The sequence below is a fragment of the Streptomyces sp. NPDC017529 genome (genome assembly GCF_044329785.1).
In the GTDB taxonomy this organism is placed as follows: Bacteria; Actinomycetota; Actinomycetes; order Streptomycetales; family Streptomycetaceae; genus Streptomyces.
Map to the genome: position 1 here is coordinate 68,704 of NZ_JBIRJY010000019.1, position 15,400 is coordinate 84,103.

A 15,400-nucleotide genomic window follows, 5' to 3' on the forward strand; every position below is an offset into this window, starting at 1 on the left:
AAAGAGGCCCGCACCACGTGACCACATGGCAGGCGCCCGCATCCGAGGAATGCCCCCACGACAAGCCCCTCCCCCACTACCCCTTCAGCACGCGGGGCGACCGGCTCGCCCCCGAACTCGGCGAGCTGCGCAGCCGCTGCCCCGTGGCGCGGGTCAGCACCAACTCCGGTGAGCAGGCGTGGCTGGTGACCAGTTACGAGCTGGCCCGGCACGTGCTGCGGGACCGCGCTTTCGCCCGCTCCGTGCTGGCCGAGGCGGACAGCCCGGGGCAGGACGCCCCGATCCTCGCGCCCGAACTGCTCGACGCCATGAATTACCTGCAAAAGGCCGGGCTGCGTGACGAAGTGCTCCGGTCCCTCGGCCGTGACCAGCCCGAACTGCCCGCCGACTGGGTCGCGGGCGTCACCGGCGAAGGGCTGGACGCGATGGTCAGGGACGGCAGTCCCGGCGACCTCCAGCGCTGCTTCGCGGAGTGGGTGGCCGCCCAGTGCATGTGCAGGCTCCTCGGCCTGCCCTTCGAGGACCACAGCTGGCTCGCCGTACGGGCCGACCTGGATCTGACCATGGTCACGCCCAGCCATGAGGACCTCGCCCGCAACTGGGAAGAGATCCGGGCGTACATGGAGGCGCACTTGGCCGGCCGCCGCACCGGCGAGCCACGCGGCCTCGCGGACCGCCTCGCCGACCTCAACGCCACCGACCAGGGGCTGACGGCACGGCAGCTGTCGAACATCCTGGCCGTCCTCTTCGTCAGCGGCTACGAGGACTTCGCCGGCTTCCTGGGCGTGGCGGCCTTCAACCTGCTCCAGCGCCCCGACGTCATGAGCGCGGTACGCGAGCGGCCGGAGACGATGCCGCAGTGTGTGGAAGAGCTGCTGCGGTGCAGCGTCGTCCTGGGCAACGCGATTCCCCGCTTCGTCACCGCCGACGCGGAGCTCGGGCCGGCCAGGGTCAAGGAGGGCGAGATGATCCTGCTCTCCCTGGACGCGGCCAACTACGACTCCGCCGCGTACACCGACCCGGAGGCCTTCGACCCCGCCCGTTCCCCCAACCCGCACCTGCGCTTCGGCTACGGCCGCCACCACTGCCCCGGAGCCCACCTGGTGCGCCGCCAGTCCGACGTCGCCTTCCGCGTCCTGCTCGACCGCCTGCCCGGCATCCGGCTGGCCGTACCGCCGGAAGAGGTCCCCTGGCACCCGAACCGCATGGCCATCATGCCGGCCGGGATACCTGTGTCCTGGTGAGGCCCGCCGGGCTCGTCGGAGCGGGTCAGCCCGCCAGGCGGCCGTAAAGGGCCATGGGGGTGACGTAACCCGGCCAGCGGCCGTCGTCGAACAGGTGGATTCCCGCGTCGCGGTAACTCTGGTCGACGAGTTGGGAACAGATCATGTGGCCGGTGGCGGCCACATAGCGGCGCACGCCGGGAAAAGGCAGGCGCAGGCGGTGGACGGCGATCGCCAGGTAGTCGAGGAAGCTGTACGGGACGCCTTCGTAGCGGCGGCCCGCGGCGCACACCGCGTCGCGCTGCCTGTCGGTGAGTCCTTCCGGACACACGTACAGCACGTTCGCACCGTCGTAGACCGACAGGGAACGGATGGCCGCGCCACCGGGTTCGGCTTCGATGAGCTTGCCGTCGGGAAGCACGAGAAAGGCGTGCTGATAGTCACCGAAGCCATTGCCGTTCAGCCACTGGCCGATGCGGATCAAGCGGCCTACATCGCCGCTTATTTGAGTGAGACCGATGTCTCCGGGCACGGGCGGGGCATGCTGCATCTGCGGCTCCGGGGCACACAAGTGGGGGTGGGTTTTCTGTGTGATACCCAGTTCGGAGCCGCTGAAAGAGAGTTGGGGAGGAATTGCCCGGGGGATCGTGCGGGCCGCGGTCGACGGCGCGCAGACGGCCCCGGTCCTGCCGGGGCACCGCCACATCCTTGGGCGAGGAACGGCGGGCGAGACGGGAGAGGCGCCTCGCCCATTCCTTTCGCGTGCCGGCAGGCACACCCGGTGTTGGGCCGGATGTGCCCGCCATCAAGGCGCGCTGGGGCAATTAGTCCTGCTCCAGGTCCCCGAATCGGGCTGCCGAGTTCCAGTTGCCGCTGCCCCAGTTGTGCGAGGCGTGGCTCGGCGCGTTGGTGTACTTGCTGATGTTCACGAGGTCGTCGTCGTGACCATGGGCCTGGGCCGCGACGGCGCCGGCGGCGGACAGGCCCACCACCGCGAGGCCGACGAAAAGCGGACGGATGACAGAACGCATACCCAAATCCTCCTTTGAGGCGTGCTGAGAGTGACTGACACTGCCGATTGAACCCTTGACTGCCGGTCATATGAAAGGAGAAACGCGAGATTTCTGGCGATATACCCGGTTGGCCTATAGGGCGAAAGCGGCTGGTGCGGGAAGGGCGCAAGCGAGAAATTCCGGTGTGCGCCCGCAATGCCAAGCCCCTTGCGGAAGTGCGGCGCCCGGAGTTCGTGGTGGCGGTGATGTGGGCGGTGCGCGCCAAACGGGTGACGGTGGTCATAGCGGCGGGTGGGACGGGCACGGGAGCGGCCCGCGCGGGGACGGGCGGTGTGGGGCTGGACACATAGGGAGCAATCCACGCTTCGGGCTCTTACCGGTCGTCGCTGGTCAGCCGCATATGTGCGGTGCGCCTGTCGCGCCGGCGCGGCGGTGCGGCAACCGGGCGCGCTCCGGGGAGGGTTCGTTGTCGGTGCCCGCCCCTAGCATGTACGACATGTTCCCGATTCCTCCCCCTCCCACGGGTGCGCCCGTGGCCGCCGACGCGAACGAAGCGATCCGGCGTTTCGTGCGCGCCCGCCGTGGCCGGTCGTGGACGGCTGAGGACCGCGCGGAGTACGCGCGGTTGCTGGAGATATGGACGCGTGCGATGCACCGCGCCGTCGTCGGGGCCGGCTGATCCGGAGCCGGCCGCACCGTACGGCCGGGGACCGGAATTCGTTGGCGTCCTGCGGCGCGCTGCTGCTTGTATGCGCAGGTGAACCCTGCCGAAAGTGACGACATCCGCCGCGCCGACGCTCTGTTGGAGCAGTTGCTCGCCCGCATCGAGGTGTATTACGACGCGGTCCCGCGCAGCGCCGCCCGCGCCGAGGACTTCGGCGCGCTGACGCTCTTCGTACGCGAGGGGCGGGGCTGGCCGTACTACGCGCGGCCGACCCCGGGGTGGACGGGCGACGCGGCGAGCGCCGCCGAGGTGGCACGGGTCCGGGCCCGGCAGCGGGAGCTGGGCGCACCCGAGAGCTTCGAGTGGGTCGCCGAGACCACGCCGGGACTGCGGACCGCGGTGGAGGAAACCGGGCTGGCGGTGCACGAGCATCCGCTGCTCGCCCTCGGCCTGGACGGCGGCGAGGCACCGGACACGCGGGTCGCGGCCGAGGGCGCGGCCGTGCGGGTGCTGGAAGCCGGTGATCCGGCGCTGGCGTACGCCGTCGCCGTACCGCACGTCGCCTTCGGGCAGCCCGACACCCTGGTGGGCGAGGCGGGTGCCCGGGAGCTGGCGGAGACGGTACGGGAGCTGGTCGACGACGGTTCGGTGGACGGGGTGGCCGAGCGCATACGGAACGGGTACACCGTGGTGGCGGTGGCGGAGGAGGGCGGCTCGGCCGTCTGCGCGGGACAGCACCAGCCGGTCGGCGCGGTCAGTGAGATCGTCGGCGTGGGGACGCTGCCCAGCGCGCGCCGCCGCGGGCTCGGGCTCGCGGTCACCGCGGCGCTGGTGGCCGACGCCCGCGAGCGGGGCATCAGGACCGTGTTCCTGTCGGCCGGCAACGACGACGTCGCGCGGATCTACGAGCGGCTCGGCTTCCGGCGGGTCGCCACCGCGCTGGTCGCGGAGCCGGGCGAGTAAGGGAAACTGGAACGGAAAGCGTGGCCGGGCCCGTACGCCGCGCACGCCACGCGCCGATCGGGAGTGATGCCGTCGTGACCGAGCCGCTGCCCGGCTTCGGCGGTACGGAGCGCCTGCGGAGCCGGCCCGCGCCGGGCGCCGTGCACGTTCCCGGCTGGCTGTCCCCGCAGCGGCAGCGGGAGCTGGTGACCGCGTGCCGCGGCTGGGCGCGGGGGCCGGTGCCGATCCGGCACACCCGGCTGCCGGGCGGCGGTGTGATGTCCGTGCAGACGGTGTGCCTCGGCTGGCACTGGCAGCCGTACGCCTACAAGCGCACCGCCGACGACGTCAACGGCGCCCGCGTCGCCGAGCTCCCCGGCTGGCTGGCCGACCTGGGGCGGGCCGCGCTGGTCGACGCGTACGAGGACGCGGCCGCGGGAGACGGCTACGCACCGGACACGGCGCTGGTCAATTTCTACGACGGCCAGGCCAGGATGGGCATGCACCAGGACAAGGACGAACGGTCCGGCGCGCCGGTCGTCTCGCTCAGCATCGGCGACACCTGCGTCTTCCGCTTCGGCAACACCGAGTCCCGCAACCGGCCCTACACCGACATCGAGCTGGCCTCCGGCGATCTCTTCGTCTTCGGCGGGCCGTCGCGGTTCGCGTACCACGGGGTGACGAAGGTACGGCCGGGGACCGGCGACCCCGCGACCGGGCTGGCGAGCGGGCGCCTGAACATCACGTTGCGGGTCACCGGCCTGGAGTAGCCGGGTGCGGGAGGCACACTGGACGTATGTGCCGCAGCATCAAGACTCTCCGACCGCCCGCCGCCCCCGAGGTGACCGAGGACGACATCCGGGCGGCGGCTCTGCAATACGTCCGCAAGGTCTCCGGGTTCCGTGCGCCGGCCGCGCACAACCGGGAGGTGTTCGAGCAGGCCGTGGACGCGGTGGCGGCCGCGACGCACGACCTGCTCGCCGGCATCCGCGTACGCGGTGCCGGCGGCGGCCCCCGGAGCCGGCCGGACTGACGGGCGGCCCGGCTACCCCTTGCCCGCCTCGGGCAACTCCAGCACCGCCCGTACCGGCAGGTGGTCGCTGGGGAACTGCCCGTCCTCGGAGAACGTGTCGATGACGGCGCGGTGCGTGTGGACCGAGGGCGAGGTGAGGATCCAGTCGATGCGTTCGCCGTCGCGTTGCAGCGGCCGGTAGCCGTGGTACGTGGCGTACAGCGTGCTGCGCGACTCGGCCGTGTCCCAGCTGTCCACGAGGGCGCCCCGGCCGAGCATCGTGTCGTAGACCGGGTTCCGGTGGGCGGGGACGTTGAAGTCGCCGGTGACGATGCGGGGCAGCGCCGGGTCCAGCGCGCGCAGCCGGTCGGTGATCAGGGTCGCGGAGCGCTCGCGCGAGTACTGGTTCAGGTGGTCGAGGTGAGTGTTGAGAGCGTAGAACTGGCCGCCGGTCCGCAGGTCGCGGAAGCGCACCCAGGTCACCATCCGGATCACCGTGTTGCCCCAGGTCGCCGAACCGATCAGATACGGGGTGTCGGACAGCCAGAAGTGGTCGTACTCGACCGGGGCGAGCCGGTGGACGTCGTAGAAGACGGCCGCGAACTCGTCGCGGCTGCCGCCGGCCCGCCCCGTGCCCAGCCAGGCGTAGTCCTCGCCGAGGTCCTCCGCAATGTCCTGGAGCTGGTGGTAGAGGCCCTCCTGCGTGCCCAGCAGGTGGGGCGCCGCGCGGTGCAGCAGGTCGCGCATGACCGGGCGCCGTTCGGGCCACGAGTTGGGCCGCTCGTTCGAGGCGTACCGGAGGTTGAACGTCATGGCGCGCAACCTGCGGTCGCCCCGGGCGGCGTGCGCGGCGCCGCCCCCGTACGCCAGGGCGGGCGTCGCGACGGCCGTCGCCGCGACGACGCGAAGCGCCGCGCGGCGGCTGAAGGGGCCCACGGAGGCGTGCGCCGCGCCCGCGGAGTCAGGTGCCGCGCCCGGTGAGAGGCCCGGTACGGCGGCAGGGCAGCCCGTCGATCTCGTCATCGCGTCTCCAGTGGCCGGTGGCCCGCTACGCCTGCGGACCGGATCACCGAAGAGTCTCGGAGACCGGGGTGTTGCGGAAGTGGACGGCAGGGAGCGGGGGTGAAAACGCGCTACCCTCCGCCGCTTCCGGCTCCCGCGCACCGGCGCCCCGGGACGCCGCCCGCTCAGCCCTGGGCCGGTCCCTGCCACTCCGCGTACCGGATGCGGGAGATCTCCCGGACGTCGCCGAGCGTGCCCCACTCGTCCTTGCCCAGCCGGGACAGCGGCCGCAGCTTCCCGATCTCCGGATGCCCGTCGGTCATGACCTCCTCCGACACGACCGCGTGCACCACCTTGCCGAAGACGACGGTGGAGTCGCCGAGCCGCATCGTGCTGTGCAGTTCGCATTCGAAGGCCACGGGCGAGGCGGCGACGCGCGGCGGCTTCACCCGCAGGCTCGGCTCGGCGGTCACGCCCACCGCGTCGAACTCGCTCACTCCGCGCGGGAAGTCGGTCGCCGTCTCGTTGATCTGCGCGGCCAGCTCTTCCGGCGCGAAATTCACCACGAACTGCCCGGTTTCCTCGACGTTGCGGAGCGAGTCCTTCCGCCCGACGGCCGAGAACTGCACGACGGGCGGCGCGACACAGGCGATGGTGAAGAACGAGTGCGGGGCCAGGTTGGCCACGCCGTCGGCGGAGACGGTGGACACCCAGGCGATGGGCCGCGGCACCACGGTCGCCGTGAGCAACCGGTAGAAACCCTGCCGGTCGTACTGTTCGGGGTCGAAGTCGATACGCATGAAGATCAGTATCCATCCCGGCCCGGGCGCGGCCCAACGGACTTTCGTACCGGCGGCAACCTTCTCGCGGGCGGCGGTGACAAGGAGGCGGGCGGCCGCGTGGACGCGACACCCGCGCGGCCGCTCCGTACCTGTCCCCCACGAAAGGAACAGCCGCCGTGAGCAGCAGCACCGGCCGCCACCGCAAGACCCGCGCCGTGACCCTCGCCACCGCCGTCGCCCTGACCGCCGGCGCGGGGGGTGTCTGGCTGGCGCTCGCCCCCGGTACGGCGGGGGCGGCCTCCCAGACCGTCGTCGTCTCCTCCACCGCGGCTCTCCAGGACGCCGTCGCGCACGCCAAGGCCGGCACCACCATCCAGGTACGCGGCGGTACGTACTACCCGACCCGCCCCCTGAAGAGCTCGGCCGACGGCACTCCCACGGCGCGCATCTCCCTCGTCGCGTACGGCGGTGAGCAGGTGCGGATCGACGGCTCGAAGCTGCCCGCAGGGTCCTGGCTGGCCGGGATATCCGGCGACTACTGGACGGTCGAGAACCTCACCTTCCGGAAGTCGCCCGCCCACGGCTTCGTCGCCACCTCGTCCACCGGCGGCGTCTTCAAGAACCTGGTCACCGCCGACAACGGCGACTCCGGCTTCACGCTGCGCGGCGACGGCACCAACGACAATCTCGTGCAGAACCTGGACAGCCACGGCAATTTCGACCCGGCCACGCACGGCCAGAACGCCGACGGCATCGCCGTGAAGTTCGGTTCGGGCAAAGGCAACCGGATCACCGGGGCGCGTCTGTTCGGCAACGCGGACGACGGGCTGGACCTGTGGAAGTTCGCGGGTCCGGTCACCATCGAGCACACCTGGGCGTACGGCAACGGAAAGAACCGCTGGAACGACCCCGCGTTCGAGGGCAACGGCAACGGGTTCAAGCTGGGCGGCGGCGGTACGGTCGCCGCCCACGTGGTGAACGACAACGCGGCCTGGGACAACGCGATGCACGGCTTCACCGAGAACAGCAACCCCGGCGCCACCGTCGTCCAACGCAACACGGCGTACGCCAACAAGAAGGCGGGCTTCTACTTCGCCAAGGGCAAGGGCCGCCTGACGAAGAACCTGGCCGTCGCCAACGGCGACCAGCCGGCGAAGCTGGGCTCCGCCGCCGTCTCGGCGGGGAACAACTGGGACAGCGGGGTGGCGACGCCCGCTTTCAGGTCCACCGACGCGCGCACCGCGTACGGCGCCCGCCGGGCCGACGGGTCGCTCCCGGCGACCACCTTCCTGACCACCGGCGCCCCCATCGGATCGACCATGAACTGACGCCCGGCGGAAGGGCCGCCTCCCCCGCGCGGTGGAGGCGGTTCGGCCGCCCGGCCCGGGGCGGGGTCACGGTGTGGGCGCTTGTTGTGGGAGCCGTTGCCGGGGGCGGTCACCGTGGCGTACCGGAGGCGGCGCCGCCGTACGTGAAGGACGCCCGGACGTTAGCCGTGTGTTAGCCGAGCAACAGCGCCGGCGCCCAGGGTGGTGCGTGCGGGTTCAGGGAGGAACGCACCGGCCCGTCGCCCCGGCACGGGCGCCCGCGGAAGCGGACCGTCCGTGTCCGGCACGTATCGAACCGCGCGTGTGGGGCAGGCGGGCCGGTGCACCACCGAGCGTTTTCTCCGGTGTTCCGGAGAAGAGGGAGTTGATCGACCATGCGTGGTATGCGTACCGCTGCCGCCGTTGCCGCCGCCGTCGCCCTTGCCGCGGGTACGGGCGCGGGAGTGGCGTCCGCCGCCGGCACCGGTCAGGCCGGAGCGGCACCGTGCCAGCCGGGGACACTGAAGGCCACCACCACGGACGCGGGCGGCAGCCAGGCCGGGATGAACCACGCGGGCACGTACCTGCGGGTGACGAACACCGGCAAGAGCACCTGCTCGTTCTCCGGGTACCCGGGGCTCGCGCTGGAGGGTGCCGGGCACACGGCGCTGAAGACCAAGGTGCGGCACGGCGACACGTACTTCGCCAAGGACCCGGGCGTCCACCGGGTCACGCTCAAGCCGGGCAAGAGCGCCTACGCCGACCTGGTGTGGACGCACACCGGTGCGGCCACGGCGCACGCCAAGTACCTCCAGATCTCACCCACGGGCAGTAACGCGCACAACGTGGTCCCGTTCGATCAGGAAGTAGACAACGGCACGCTGTCCGTGACCGCGTGGTCCGCGAACCTGCCGAGTTCCTGACCGCGCGTATCCGTTCCGTACGGAGGCCCGGCGTCCGCTCGTGGCGCCGGGCCTCCGGCGTGCGGACCTGCCGTTCACAAAAGCGACATGTGCCGACCATAAATAGCCGACAAACAATCGCATTTCGTCAAACCCCCTGTGAAATCCTTGTTGAAGCCCTGACAAACACGGTCTCTTGATGGCACTCTCCTCTCGATTCACTCCTGCACCACCGGGCGCCCCGACAGGGTGTGCCCTCCCCCTCATACGGGCCGAACCCATACGGCCCGCGCTAGGAGACTGAGTTGAGACGCATGACCTCCACCCCCCGCAAGCACTCCCTCCGTGCCGCCGCTCTGGTCGCCTCCGCCGCGATGGTCGCGGTCGCCGTCCAGACCGGGTCCGCGACCGCGCAGCCCGACGCCGCGACCGGCGCGAGCGCCGTCGCACTCTCCGCCCAGCAGCGCGTGACCGCGATCAAGAGCGCCCAGGCGGACGCCGCCGTCACCGCGCAGAAGATCGGTCTCGGCGGCCAGGAGAAGCTCGTCGCCCGCGACGTCGTCAAGGACGCGGACGGCACGGTGCACACGCGCTACGAGCGCACGTACGAGGGCCTGCCGGTCCTCGGCGGGGACCTGGTCGTCCACGAGAAGAAGAACGGCACCCGCACGGTCGACAAGGCGACGCAGGCCAAGATAGCCGTGTCCACCACGGACGCCGCCCAGCCGGCCGCCGCCGCCAAGAAGAGCGCGCTGTCCGCCTCCGCCGCCGAGAAGAACACCAAGGCCGAGGCCAAGAACGCGCCGCGCAAGGTGATCTGGGCCGCCTCCGGCAAGCCCGTCCTGGCGTACGAGACCGTGGTCACCGGCGTCCAGAAGGACGGCACGCCCAGCGAGCTGCACGTCATCACCGACGCGAAGACCGGGGCCAAGCTCTTCCAGGACGAGACGATCGAGACCGGCACGGGCACCAGCTCGTACAGCGGCACCGTCCCGCTCACCACCACCAAGAGCGGCAGCACCTACAACCTCACCGACGGCGCCCGCGGCGGCCACAAGACGTACGACCTGCGCCAGGGCACGTCCGGCACCGGCACGCTCTTCACCGACGCCGACGACAAGTGGGGCGGCGGCCGCCAGACCGCGGCCGTGGACGCGCACTACGGCGCGGCGGTCACCTGGGACTTCTACAAGAACGTCCTGGGCCGCAACGGCATCCGCAACGACGGCAAGGGAGCCTACTCCCGCGTCCACTACGGCAACAGCTACGTCAACGCCTTCTGGCAGGACTCCTGCTTCTGCATGACGTACGGCGACGGCCAGAACAACGCCAACCCGCTGACCGCGCTGGACGTGGCCGCGCACGAGATGAGCCACGGCGTCACCGCCGCCACCGCCAAGCTCAACTACAGCGGCGAGTCCGGCGGCCTGAACGAGGCCACGTCCGACATCTTCGGCACGGCGACCGAGTTCTACGCCAACAACGCGGTCGACAAGGGCGACTACCTCATCGGCGAGAAGATCGACATCAACGGTGACGGCACGCCGCTGCGCTACATGGACAAGCCCTCCAAGGACGGCGCGTCCAAGGACTACTGGTCCTCGTCGTTGGGCGGCATCGACGTGCACTACTCCTCGGGCCCGGCCAACCACTGGTTCTACCTGCTGTCCGAGGGCAGCGGCACGAAGACGATCAACGGTGTGACCTACAACAGCCCGACCTACGACAACTCCAAGGTCACCGGCATCGGCCGCGACAAGGCCCAGAAGATCTGGTACCGCGCGCTGACCACGTACTTCACCTCCACCACGAAGTACGCGGGTGCCCGCACCGGCACGCTCAAGGCCACCGCCGACCTGTACGGCGCCTCCAGCGCCGAGTACAAGGCGGTCGCCGCCGCCTGGACCGCGATCAACGTGAAGTAAGGCACCGCACTGCACCCCGCCGGGCCCCGGCGGGGTGCAGTGCGTTCCGGCGCCGCGGGCCGGAACGGTTACCAGACGGCCATGGGGGCCTCGCCGCCCGCCGCCGGCCGGGGGCCGAAGATGCGCCGCTCGCCGGCGCCGATCCGGACGTCGTTGATGGCGGCCTCCCGGCGCCGCATCAGCCCCTCGCCGGTGAACTCCCACAGTTCGTTGCCGTAGGCGCGCCACCACTGGCCCGCCGCGTCGTGGAACTCGTACTGGAAGCGCACCGCGATCCGGTTGTCCTCGAAGGCCCACAGCTCCTTGCGCAGGGCGTAGTCGAGCTCCCGCGCCCACTTGTCGCGGAGGAAGGCCGTGATCGCCCCGCGGCCGGTGAGGAAGGTGTCCCGGTTCCGCCAGACGGAGTCCTCGGTGTAGGCGAGGGCGACGTGTGCGGGGTCGCAGGTGTTCCAGGCGTCCTCGGCTGCCTGGACCTTTTGCAGTGCGGTCTCCCGGGTGAAGGGCGGGAGCGGGTGGCGTGGGGCCATGTCGGACTCCTTGCATGCGGAACACGTGGAGAACGACCGTTCTCCCTCGGTCGGCTACTATAGAGAACGAACGTTCTCAGTGCTAGCGGGAGGCCCTTGTGCAACTGGCAGAAGCCCGGGAACGACTGCTCGGAGCCGCCGGGGAACTCTTCTACGCGCGCGGCATCCAGGCCGTCGGCATGGACGAGATCCGCACCGCTTCCGGCGTCTCGCTCAAGCGGCTCTACCAGGCCTTTCCTTCCAAGCACGAGCTGGTGGAGGCGTACCTGCGGCGCCGCGACGAGCACTGGCGCGCAGACTTGGCCGAGTACGTCGGCAGGCATGCCGCCACTCCCCAGGACGCTCCGGCAGCCGTGTTCGACTGGCTGCACACCTGGTTCACCGCACCCGGCTTCCGGGGCTGCGCCTTCATCAACGCGTTCGGCGAACTCGGCGCCGTCGCGGAAGGCGTGGCCCGCGCCGCACGCGACCACAAGGACGCCGTCCACGCGTACGTCGCCGGTCTCGTACGCGACCTGGACGTCGCCGAACCGGCCCGGCTCGCCGACCAGTTGGCGCTTCTGGTGGACGGCGCGATCACCACGGCCACGATCAGCGGCGCCCCCGGCGCGGCGCGGCTCGCCAGGCAGGCCGCCGTGACACTGACGGAGGCGGCGGGCGCGGCGCGGCGCGCCTGACCCGGCGCGGTGACGGCACCGGGTCCGCCGGCGTCCGGACCGTTCCCCGGCGCAACGCCACTTTGTACGCTGTTGCCCTGTCCGACGCCGGTACGGAGGGCCCGCCGAGGGCCCGCCCAGGGGGCCATGTGAAGCACCTCGGACCGATCACCGGCCAGGAGCGGCTGCGCGACCGGGCCGCCCACGCGCTGCGCGCCGCGCTCATCGCCGGCGAGCTCCGCCCCGGCACCGTGCACTCCGCCCCCACCCTCGCCGCCGGCTTCGGCATCTCGGCGACGCCCGTGCGGGAAGCCATGCTCGACCTGACGCGGGAGGGCCTGGTCGAGCCCGTACGCAACAAGGGGTTCCGGGTCACCGAGGTGAGCGAGCGCGACCTCGACCAGTTCGCGGAGATCCGTGCCCTGATCGAGGTGCCGACCGTGGGCCGGGTGGCCCGGCTGGCCCGCCGCGAAGAGCTGGCCGCGCTCCGCCCGCCGGCCGAGGAGATCGTCGCCGCCGCGCGGGCCCACGATCTCATCGGCTACCTGGAGGCGGACCGCCGCTTCCACCTGGGCCTGCTGGCGCTCTCGGGCAATGCGCGGCTCGTCGAGACCGTCGGCGACCTGCGCAAACGGTCCCGTCTCTACGGACTGGCCGGCCTCGACGAGCGCGGTGAGCTGCTGCCCTCGGCGCAGGAGCACCTGGAGTTGCTGGATCTGGCCCTGGCGGGCGACGCCGCGGGGGCGGAGGCGTGCATGGCGCGGCACCTCGGGCACGTCAGGTCGCTCTGGGCGCGGTCCGGCGGCTGAGCGCCGGCGCCGCCGATCCGCCGAAATCCCGGCCCGACGGGTTGTCAGTGCAATGTCACATTACTAGGTTACGGGGCGCGCAGCGACCTGACGTAGCGTCAATCCCTTGCAGCAGCACGGCATTTGGGCCGCAGCGCAGTCGGTACGTGCTGCTACCCGCCACTACCCAGGAGCAGCCGGTGTTTCCGTTACGCACTGTGCGCCAGGGCCTGCTGAGTGCCGTCCTGTCGGTAGGTCTCGCCCTTCCCGCGGCCCAGGCCGCCCACGGCGCGGCGCCCGGCCGGCCGTCGGCCGCCGCGCCCGCGGCGGCCCCCGCGTCCGGCGTGCCCGACAGGACCGACCGGGCCGACCGGTTCGCCGACGCACCGCGGCCCTCGGCCAGGGACCTGCCGCCCGGCAACGGCCGGATCGCCAGGGGACGCGTCCCTGGCGACCTCGCTCCGGGCACCGCCCGGCGCGGCAGAGCCGGCGGCAACCGCTGGGGCACCCCGGCCGTCCCCTGCACCCTGGACGGCCTCACCCGCCTCGGCCCGGACGCGCTCGCGGACTTCCTCGCCGACCCCGCCGTCACCGTCGAGGGCTGTCTGCGCGGGCTGATCTGGGCCTGGGACGCGCGGCTGGCCCCCGTGATGTCGCGGGCGCACGTGCAGGCCGTGTCCCGCCGGATCAGCGCGCTCGCGCCCGGCCACGACGCCACCGACGCCACCCACCTGTACGAGCTGTTCACCTACCTGCACGCCGTCGCCTACCACGACTTCTCGCGCGACGAGATCGACGTCACGGACGCCCCCACGGTCGCGGCGATGCGGGCGGCCGTCGCCGCGTACGGGAGCGCGGCCCGCACCTTCGAGCCCACCCGGCACAACGCCGAGACGCTGCGCGAAGCCCTCACGGCCGCGAGCGCGCCCGGCCTGCGGCAGCACCAACTGCCGCTGGTGCGGCGGGTGCTGGGCACGATGGACCGCGGGACGCCGACCGCCGCGGACCCGGCCTGGGGCGGCACCACCCTCGCCGCGCTCACCGTCAACTACCTGGGTGTCCACCCGGGCAACAACGACACCGCCTTCCGGGCGGCCGTGACCGCCGACGCCGCGTACCGCGCCGCCTTCCGCACCTTCGCCGGCCACACCCACCTGAAGGGCACGGCGAACGCCTGGGCGGTCCGCGACGCCCTGGGCGAGTACGGGCGCTTCGGCCAGATCGACGCCCTCAAGCCCGCCGTCGTCACGGACCTCGGGGCGCTGCTGAGCGCCGCCGAGGCCAACTTCGGCCGCCGCAGCGCGCCGTGGGCCCGGGTGGCGGGCTGGCTCAACCACTACGGCGTGTGCGCGCGGTACGACGTCTGCCTCCAGCAGATCGAGAAGGAGATCTTCCCGCACACGTACGCCTACGACCGGGGCGGCATGGAGGTCCGTACCGCGCTCGACCGGACCACCGTCGACCGGCTCTACTACGCGAGCAAGAAGGTCAAGGCGCAGTTCTTCCGGGTGCTCGGCAGCGACGCGCCGCTGGCCGGGGACACCAACGCCACACTCCACGTCCACCTGTACGCGTCCCGCGCCGAGTACGAGATCATGCACCCGCTGCTGACCGGCATGGGCACCGACAACGGCGGCGTCTACATCGAGAACGGGGCGACCTTCTACACCTACCAGCGGCGCGTGCCGCAGGACTCCTCGCTCACCCTCGAAGAACTCTTCCGGCACGAGTACACCCACTACCTCAACGGCCGCTGGGCCGTTCCCGGCAGCTTCGGCGACGCGCCCTGGTACACCGGCGACCTGACCACGGCCATGGACGAGGGCACCGCCGAGTTCTTCGCGGGCGGTACCCGCGACGACGGGGTGAAGGTGCGCAAGTCGCTGGTCAAGGGCGTCATCGCGGACACGGCCGGCGGCGGCCCGCGGATGAGCGTCGACCGGCTGCTACACGCCACGTACTCCGGCGACGGCTTCCGCTTCTACAACTACGCCGGCACCTTCTTCGAGTTCCTGTGGCAGCAGCGCCCGTCGCTGATCCGGGAGATGTACGGATACCAGCGCGCGGACGACCCGAAGGGGTTCGACGCCTGGCGCACCCGGCTGGGCGCGGACGCCGCGCTGCAACGGGCGTACGACGCGTTCCTCGACGCCCAGATCGCCAAGGCCGACGACCTGTACGTGCCCAGCACCACCTTCCACCCCGTCGCCTCGCTGCGCTTCGCCGAGGCGTCCGAGGTCCGGTCGGCCTTCGCCGCCGCCACGTACATCACGCCTTCCTGCACGGGCACCGGCGAGACGGGCGGCCGGTCGCGCTTCACCTGCACCGGCCGGATCACCGCCAACCTCGCCGATGCCCGTGACCCCGACCGGGTGTTCGCCGACATGTCCGAGACGGTCGACTACTTCCTGCTGGACCGCGCGGGGGCCGCGGCCGACAACCTCGCCGACATGGACTGCTCCTTCGGGACCGTGGACGTGTGGTCCGACGGGCGGGCCGGGAGCGCGCCCTTCTCGTGTGAGGGGCCGCTGCGCAGCTGACCGGCGGGGGGGGGGGGGGGGGGGGGGCCCCCGGGGCCCCCCCCCCCCCCCCCCCGCCCCCCGAAAGGATAACACAACCCCCACCCGACGAAAACAAACAGAAAAAAAAAAAAAACA

16 protein-coding genes are annotated in these 15,400 nt (G+C 71.7%); 11 read left to right on the plus strand and 5 right to left on the minus strand.

Annotation, left to right across the window (positions count from 1 at the left end):
- The first annotated feature begins 17 nt into the window (after nucleotides 1-17).
- A complete protein-coding gene (locus tag ACH4K4_RS32095) occupies nucleotides 18-1,244 on the plus strand; it encodes a cytochrome P450 (protein WP_398172151.1) in 1,227 nt (408 codons plus the stop codon).
- 25 nt (nucleotides 1,245-1,269) lie between these two features.
- Here the strand turns inward: ACH4K4_RS32095 and ACH4K4_RS32100 are convergent, their stop codons facing one another.
- Both ACH4K4_RS32100 and ACH4K4_RS32105 read right to left on the minus strand, forming a co-directional pair.
- The gene (locus ACH4K4_RS32100; protein ID WP_398172153.1) at nucleotides 1,270-1,773 is read right to left on the minus strand and encodes a hypothetical protein; all 504 of its coding nucleotides are present in this window, start codon (nucleotides 1,771-1,773) and stop codon (nucleotides 1,270-1,272) included.
- A gap of 274 nt (nucleotides 1,774-2,047) precedes the next feature.
- A complete protein-coding gene (locus ACH4K4_RS32105) occupies nucleotides 2,048-2,254 on the minus strand; it encodes a hypothetical protein (protein ID WP_398172155.1) in 207 nt (68 codons plus the stop codon).
- A 478-nt stretch (nucleotides 2,255-2,732) separates the two neighbouring features.
- Here ACH4K4_RS32105 and ACH4K4_RS32110 point away from each other — a divergent pair, with 478 nt between their 5' ends.
- The 4 genes from ACH4K4_RS32110 (at nucleotide 2,733) to ACH4K4_RS32125 (ending at nucleotide 4,875) form a co-directional block, all read left to right on the plus strand.
- On the plus strand, nucleotides 2,733-2,915 hold the full coding sequence (locus tag ACH4K4_RS32110) for a hypothetical protein (protein WP_398172157.1): 183 nt from the start codon (nucleotides 2,733-2,735) through the stop codon (nucleotides 2,913-2,915).
- 78 nt (nucleotides 2,916-2,993) lie between these two features.
- On the plus strand, nucleotides 2,994-3,863 hold the full coding sequence (locus tag ACH4K4_RS32115; protein ID WP_398172159.1) for a GNAT family N-acetyltransferase: 870 nt from the start codon (nucleotides 2,994-2,996) through the stop codon (nucleotides 3,861-3,863).
- Between the two features lie 74 nt (nucleotides 3,864-3,937).
- A complete protein-coding gene (locus ACH4K4_RS32120) occupies nucleotides 3,938-4,612 on the plus strand; it encodes an alpha-ketoglutarate-dependent dioxygenase AlkB family protein (protein ID WP_398172161.1) in 675 nt (224 codons plus the stop codon).
- A 26-nt stretch (nucleotides 4,613-4,638) separates the two neighbouring features.
- The gene (locus ACH4K4_RS32125; protein ID WP_398172163.1) at nucleotides 4,639-4,875 is read left to right on the plus strand and encodes a DUF2277 domain-containing protein; all 237 of its coding nucleotides are present in this window, start codon (nucleotides 4,639-4,641) and stop codon (nucleotides 4,873-4,875) included.
- Between the two features lie 12 nt (nucleotides 4,876-4,887).
- Here the strand turns inward: ACH4K4_RS32125 and ACH4K4_RS32130 are convergent, their stop codons facing one another.
- Both ACH4K4_RS32130 and ACH4K4_RS32135 read right to left on the minus strand, forming a co-directional pair.
- Entirely contained in the window at nucleotides 4,888-5,877 is a 990-nt protein-coding gene (locus ACH4K4_RS32130) for an endonuclease/exonuclease/phosphatase family protein (protein ID WP_398172165.1), read from the minus strand.
- Between the two features lie 164 nt (nucleotides 5,878-6,041).
- On the minus strand, nucleotides 6,042-6,656 hold the full coding sequence (locus ACH4K4_RS32135; protein ID WP_398172167.1) for a flavin reductase family protein: 615 nt from the start codon (nucleotides 6,654-6,656) through the stop codon (nucleotides 6,042-6,044).
- A 158-nt stretch (nucleotides 6,657-6,814) separates the two neighbouring features.
- Here ACH4K4_RS32135 and ACH4K4_RS32140 point away from each other — a divergent pair, with 158 nt between their 5' ends.
- From ACH4K4_RS32140 to ACH4K4_RS32150, 3 genes are all read left to right on the plus strand, one after another.
- Nucleotides 6,815-7,966: a right-handed parallel beta-helix repeat-containing protein gene (locus ACH4K4_RS32140; RefSeq protein WP_398172169.1), complete on the plus strand. Its 1,152-nt coding sequence runs from the start codon at nucleotides 6,815-6,817 to the stop codon at nucleotides 7,964-7,966.
- A gap of 383 nt (nucleotides 7,967-8,349) precedes the next feature.
- A complete protein-coding gene (locus tag ACH4K4_RS32145; protein WP_398172171.1) occupies nucleotides 8,350-8,868 on the plus strand; it encodes a DUF4232 domain-containing protein in 519 nt (172 codons plus the stop codon).
- 293 nt (nucleotides 8,869-9,161) lie between these two features.
- A complete protein-coding gene (locus ACH4K4_RS32150; RefSeq protein ID WP_398172173.1) occupies nucleotides 9,162-10,772 on the plus strand; it encodes a M4 family metallopeptidase in 1,611 nt (536 codons plus the stop codon).
- A gap of 68 nt (nucleotides 10,773-10,840) precedes the next feature.
- On the opposite strand, the gene ACH4K4_RS32155 is transcribed toward ACH4K4_RS32150, so the two are convergent.
- Nucleotides 10,841-11,299, minus strand: coding sequence for a nuclear transport factor 2 family protein (locus ACH4K4_RS32155; protein ID WP_398172175.1), 459 nt, complete (start codon nucleotides 11,297-11,299; stop codon nucleotides 10,841-10,843).
- 98 nt (nucleotides 11,300-11,397) lie between these two features.
- Between ACH4K4_RS32155 and ACH4K4_RS32160 the strand changes: the two genes are divergently transcribed.
- From ACH4K4_RS32160 to ACH4K4_RS32170, 3 genes are all read left to right on the plus strand, one after another.
- The gene (locus ACH4K4_RS32160) at nucleotides 11,398-11,976 is read left to right on the plus strand and encodes a TetR/AcrR family transcriptional regulator (RefSeq protein WP_398172177.1); all 579 of its coding nucleotides are present in this window, start codon (nucleotides 11,398-11,400) and stop codon (nucleotides 11,974-11,976) included.
- Nucleotides 11,977-12,104: 128 nt separating this feature from the next.
- Nucleotides 12,105-12,764, plus strand: coding sequence for a GntR family transcriptional regulator (locus tag ACH4K4_RS32165; protein ID WP_398172179.1), 660 nt, complete (start codon nucleotides 12,105-12,107; stop codon nucleotides 12,762-12,764).
- A 179-nt stretch (nucleotides 12,765-12,943) separates the two neighbouring features.
- A complete protein-coding gene (locus tag ACH4K4_RS32170) occupies nucleotides 12,944-15,283 on the plus strand; it encodes a collagenase (RefSeq protein ID WP_398172181.1) in 2,340 nt (779 codons plus the stop codon).
- Nucleotides 15,284-15,400 lie beyond the last annotated feature (117 nt).

Bases quoted from the DNA above. Each gene is read 5' to 3' on its own strand.
- ACH4K4_RS32105 (WP_398172155.1), bottom strand. From the start codon at position 2,254: ATGCGTTCTGTCATCCGTCCGCTTTTCGTCGGCCTCGCGGTGGTGGGC.
- ACH4K4_RS32135 (WP_398172167.1), bottom strand. From the start codon at position 6,656: ATGCGTATCGACTTCGACCCCGAACAGTACGACCGGCAGGGTTTCTAC.
- ACH4K4_RS32145 (WP_398172171.1), top strand. From the start codon at position 8,350: ATGCGTACCGCTGCCGCCGTTGCCGCCGCCGTCGCCCTTGCCGCGGGT.
- ACH4K4_RS32130 (WP_398172165.1), bottom strand. From the start codon at position 5,877: ATGACGAGATCGACGGGCTGCCCTGCCGCCGTACCGGGCCTCTCACCG.
- ACH4K4_RS32110 (WP_398172157.1), top strand. From the start codon at position 2,733: ATGTTCCCGATTCCTCCCCCTCCCACGGGTGCGCCCGTGGCCGCCGAC.
- ACH4K4_RS32150 (WP_398172173.1), top strand. From the start codon at position 9,162: ATGACCTCCACCCCCCGCAAGCACTCCCTCCGTGCCGCCGCTCTGGTC.
- ACH4K4_RS32100 (WP_398172153.1), bottom strand. From the start codon at position 1,773: ATGCAGCATGCCCCGCCCGTGCCCGGAGACATCGGTCTCACTCAAATA.
- ACH4K4_RS32155 (WP_398172175.1), bottom strand. From the start codon at position 11,299: ATGGCCCCACGCCACCCGCTCCCGCCCTTCACCCGGGAGACCGCACTG.
- ACH4K4_RS32125 (WP_398172163.1), top strand. From the start codon at position 4,639: ATGTGCCGCAGCATCAAGACTCTCCGACCGCCCGCCGCCCCCGAGGTG.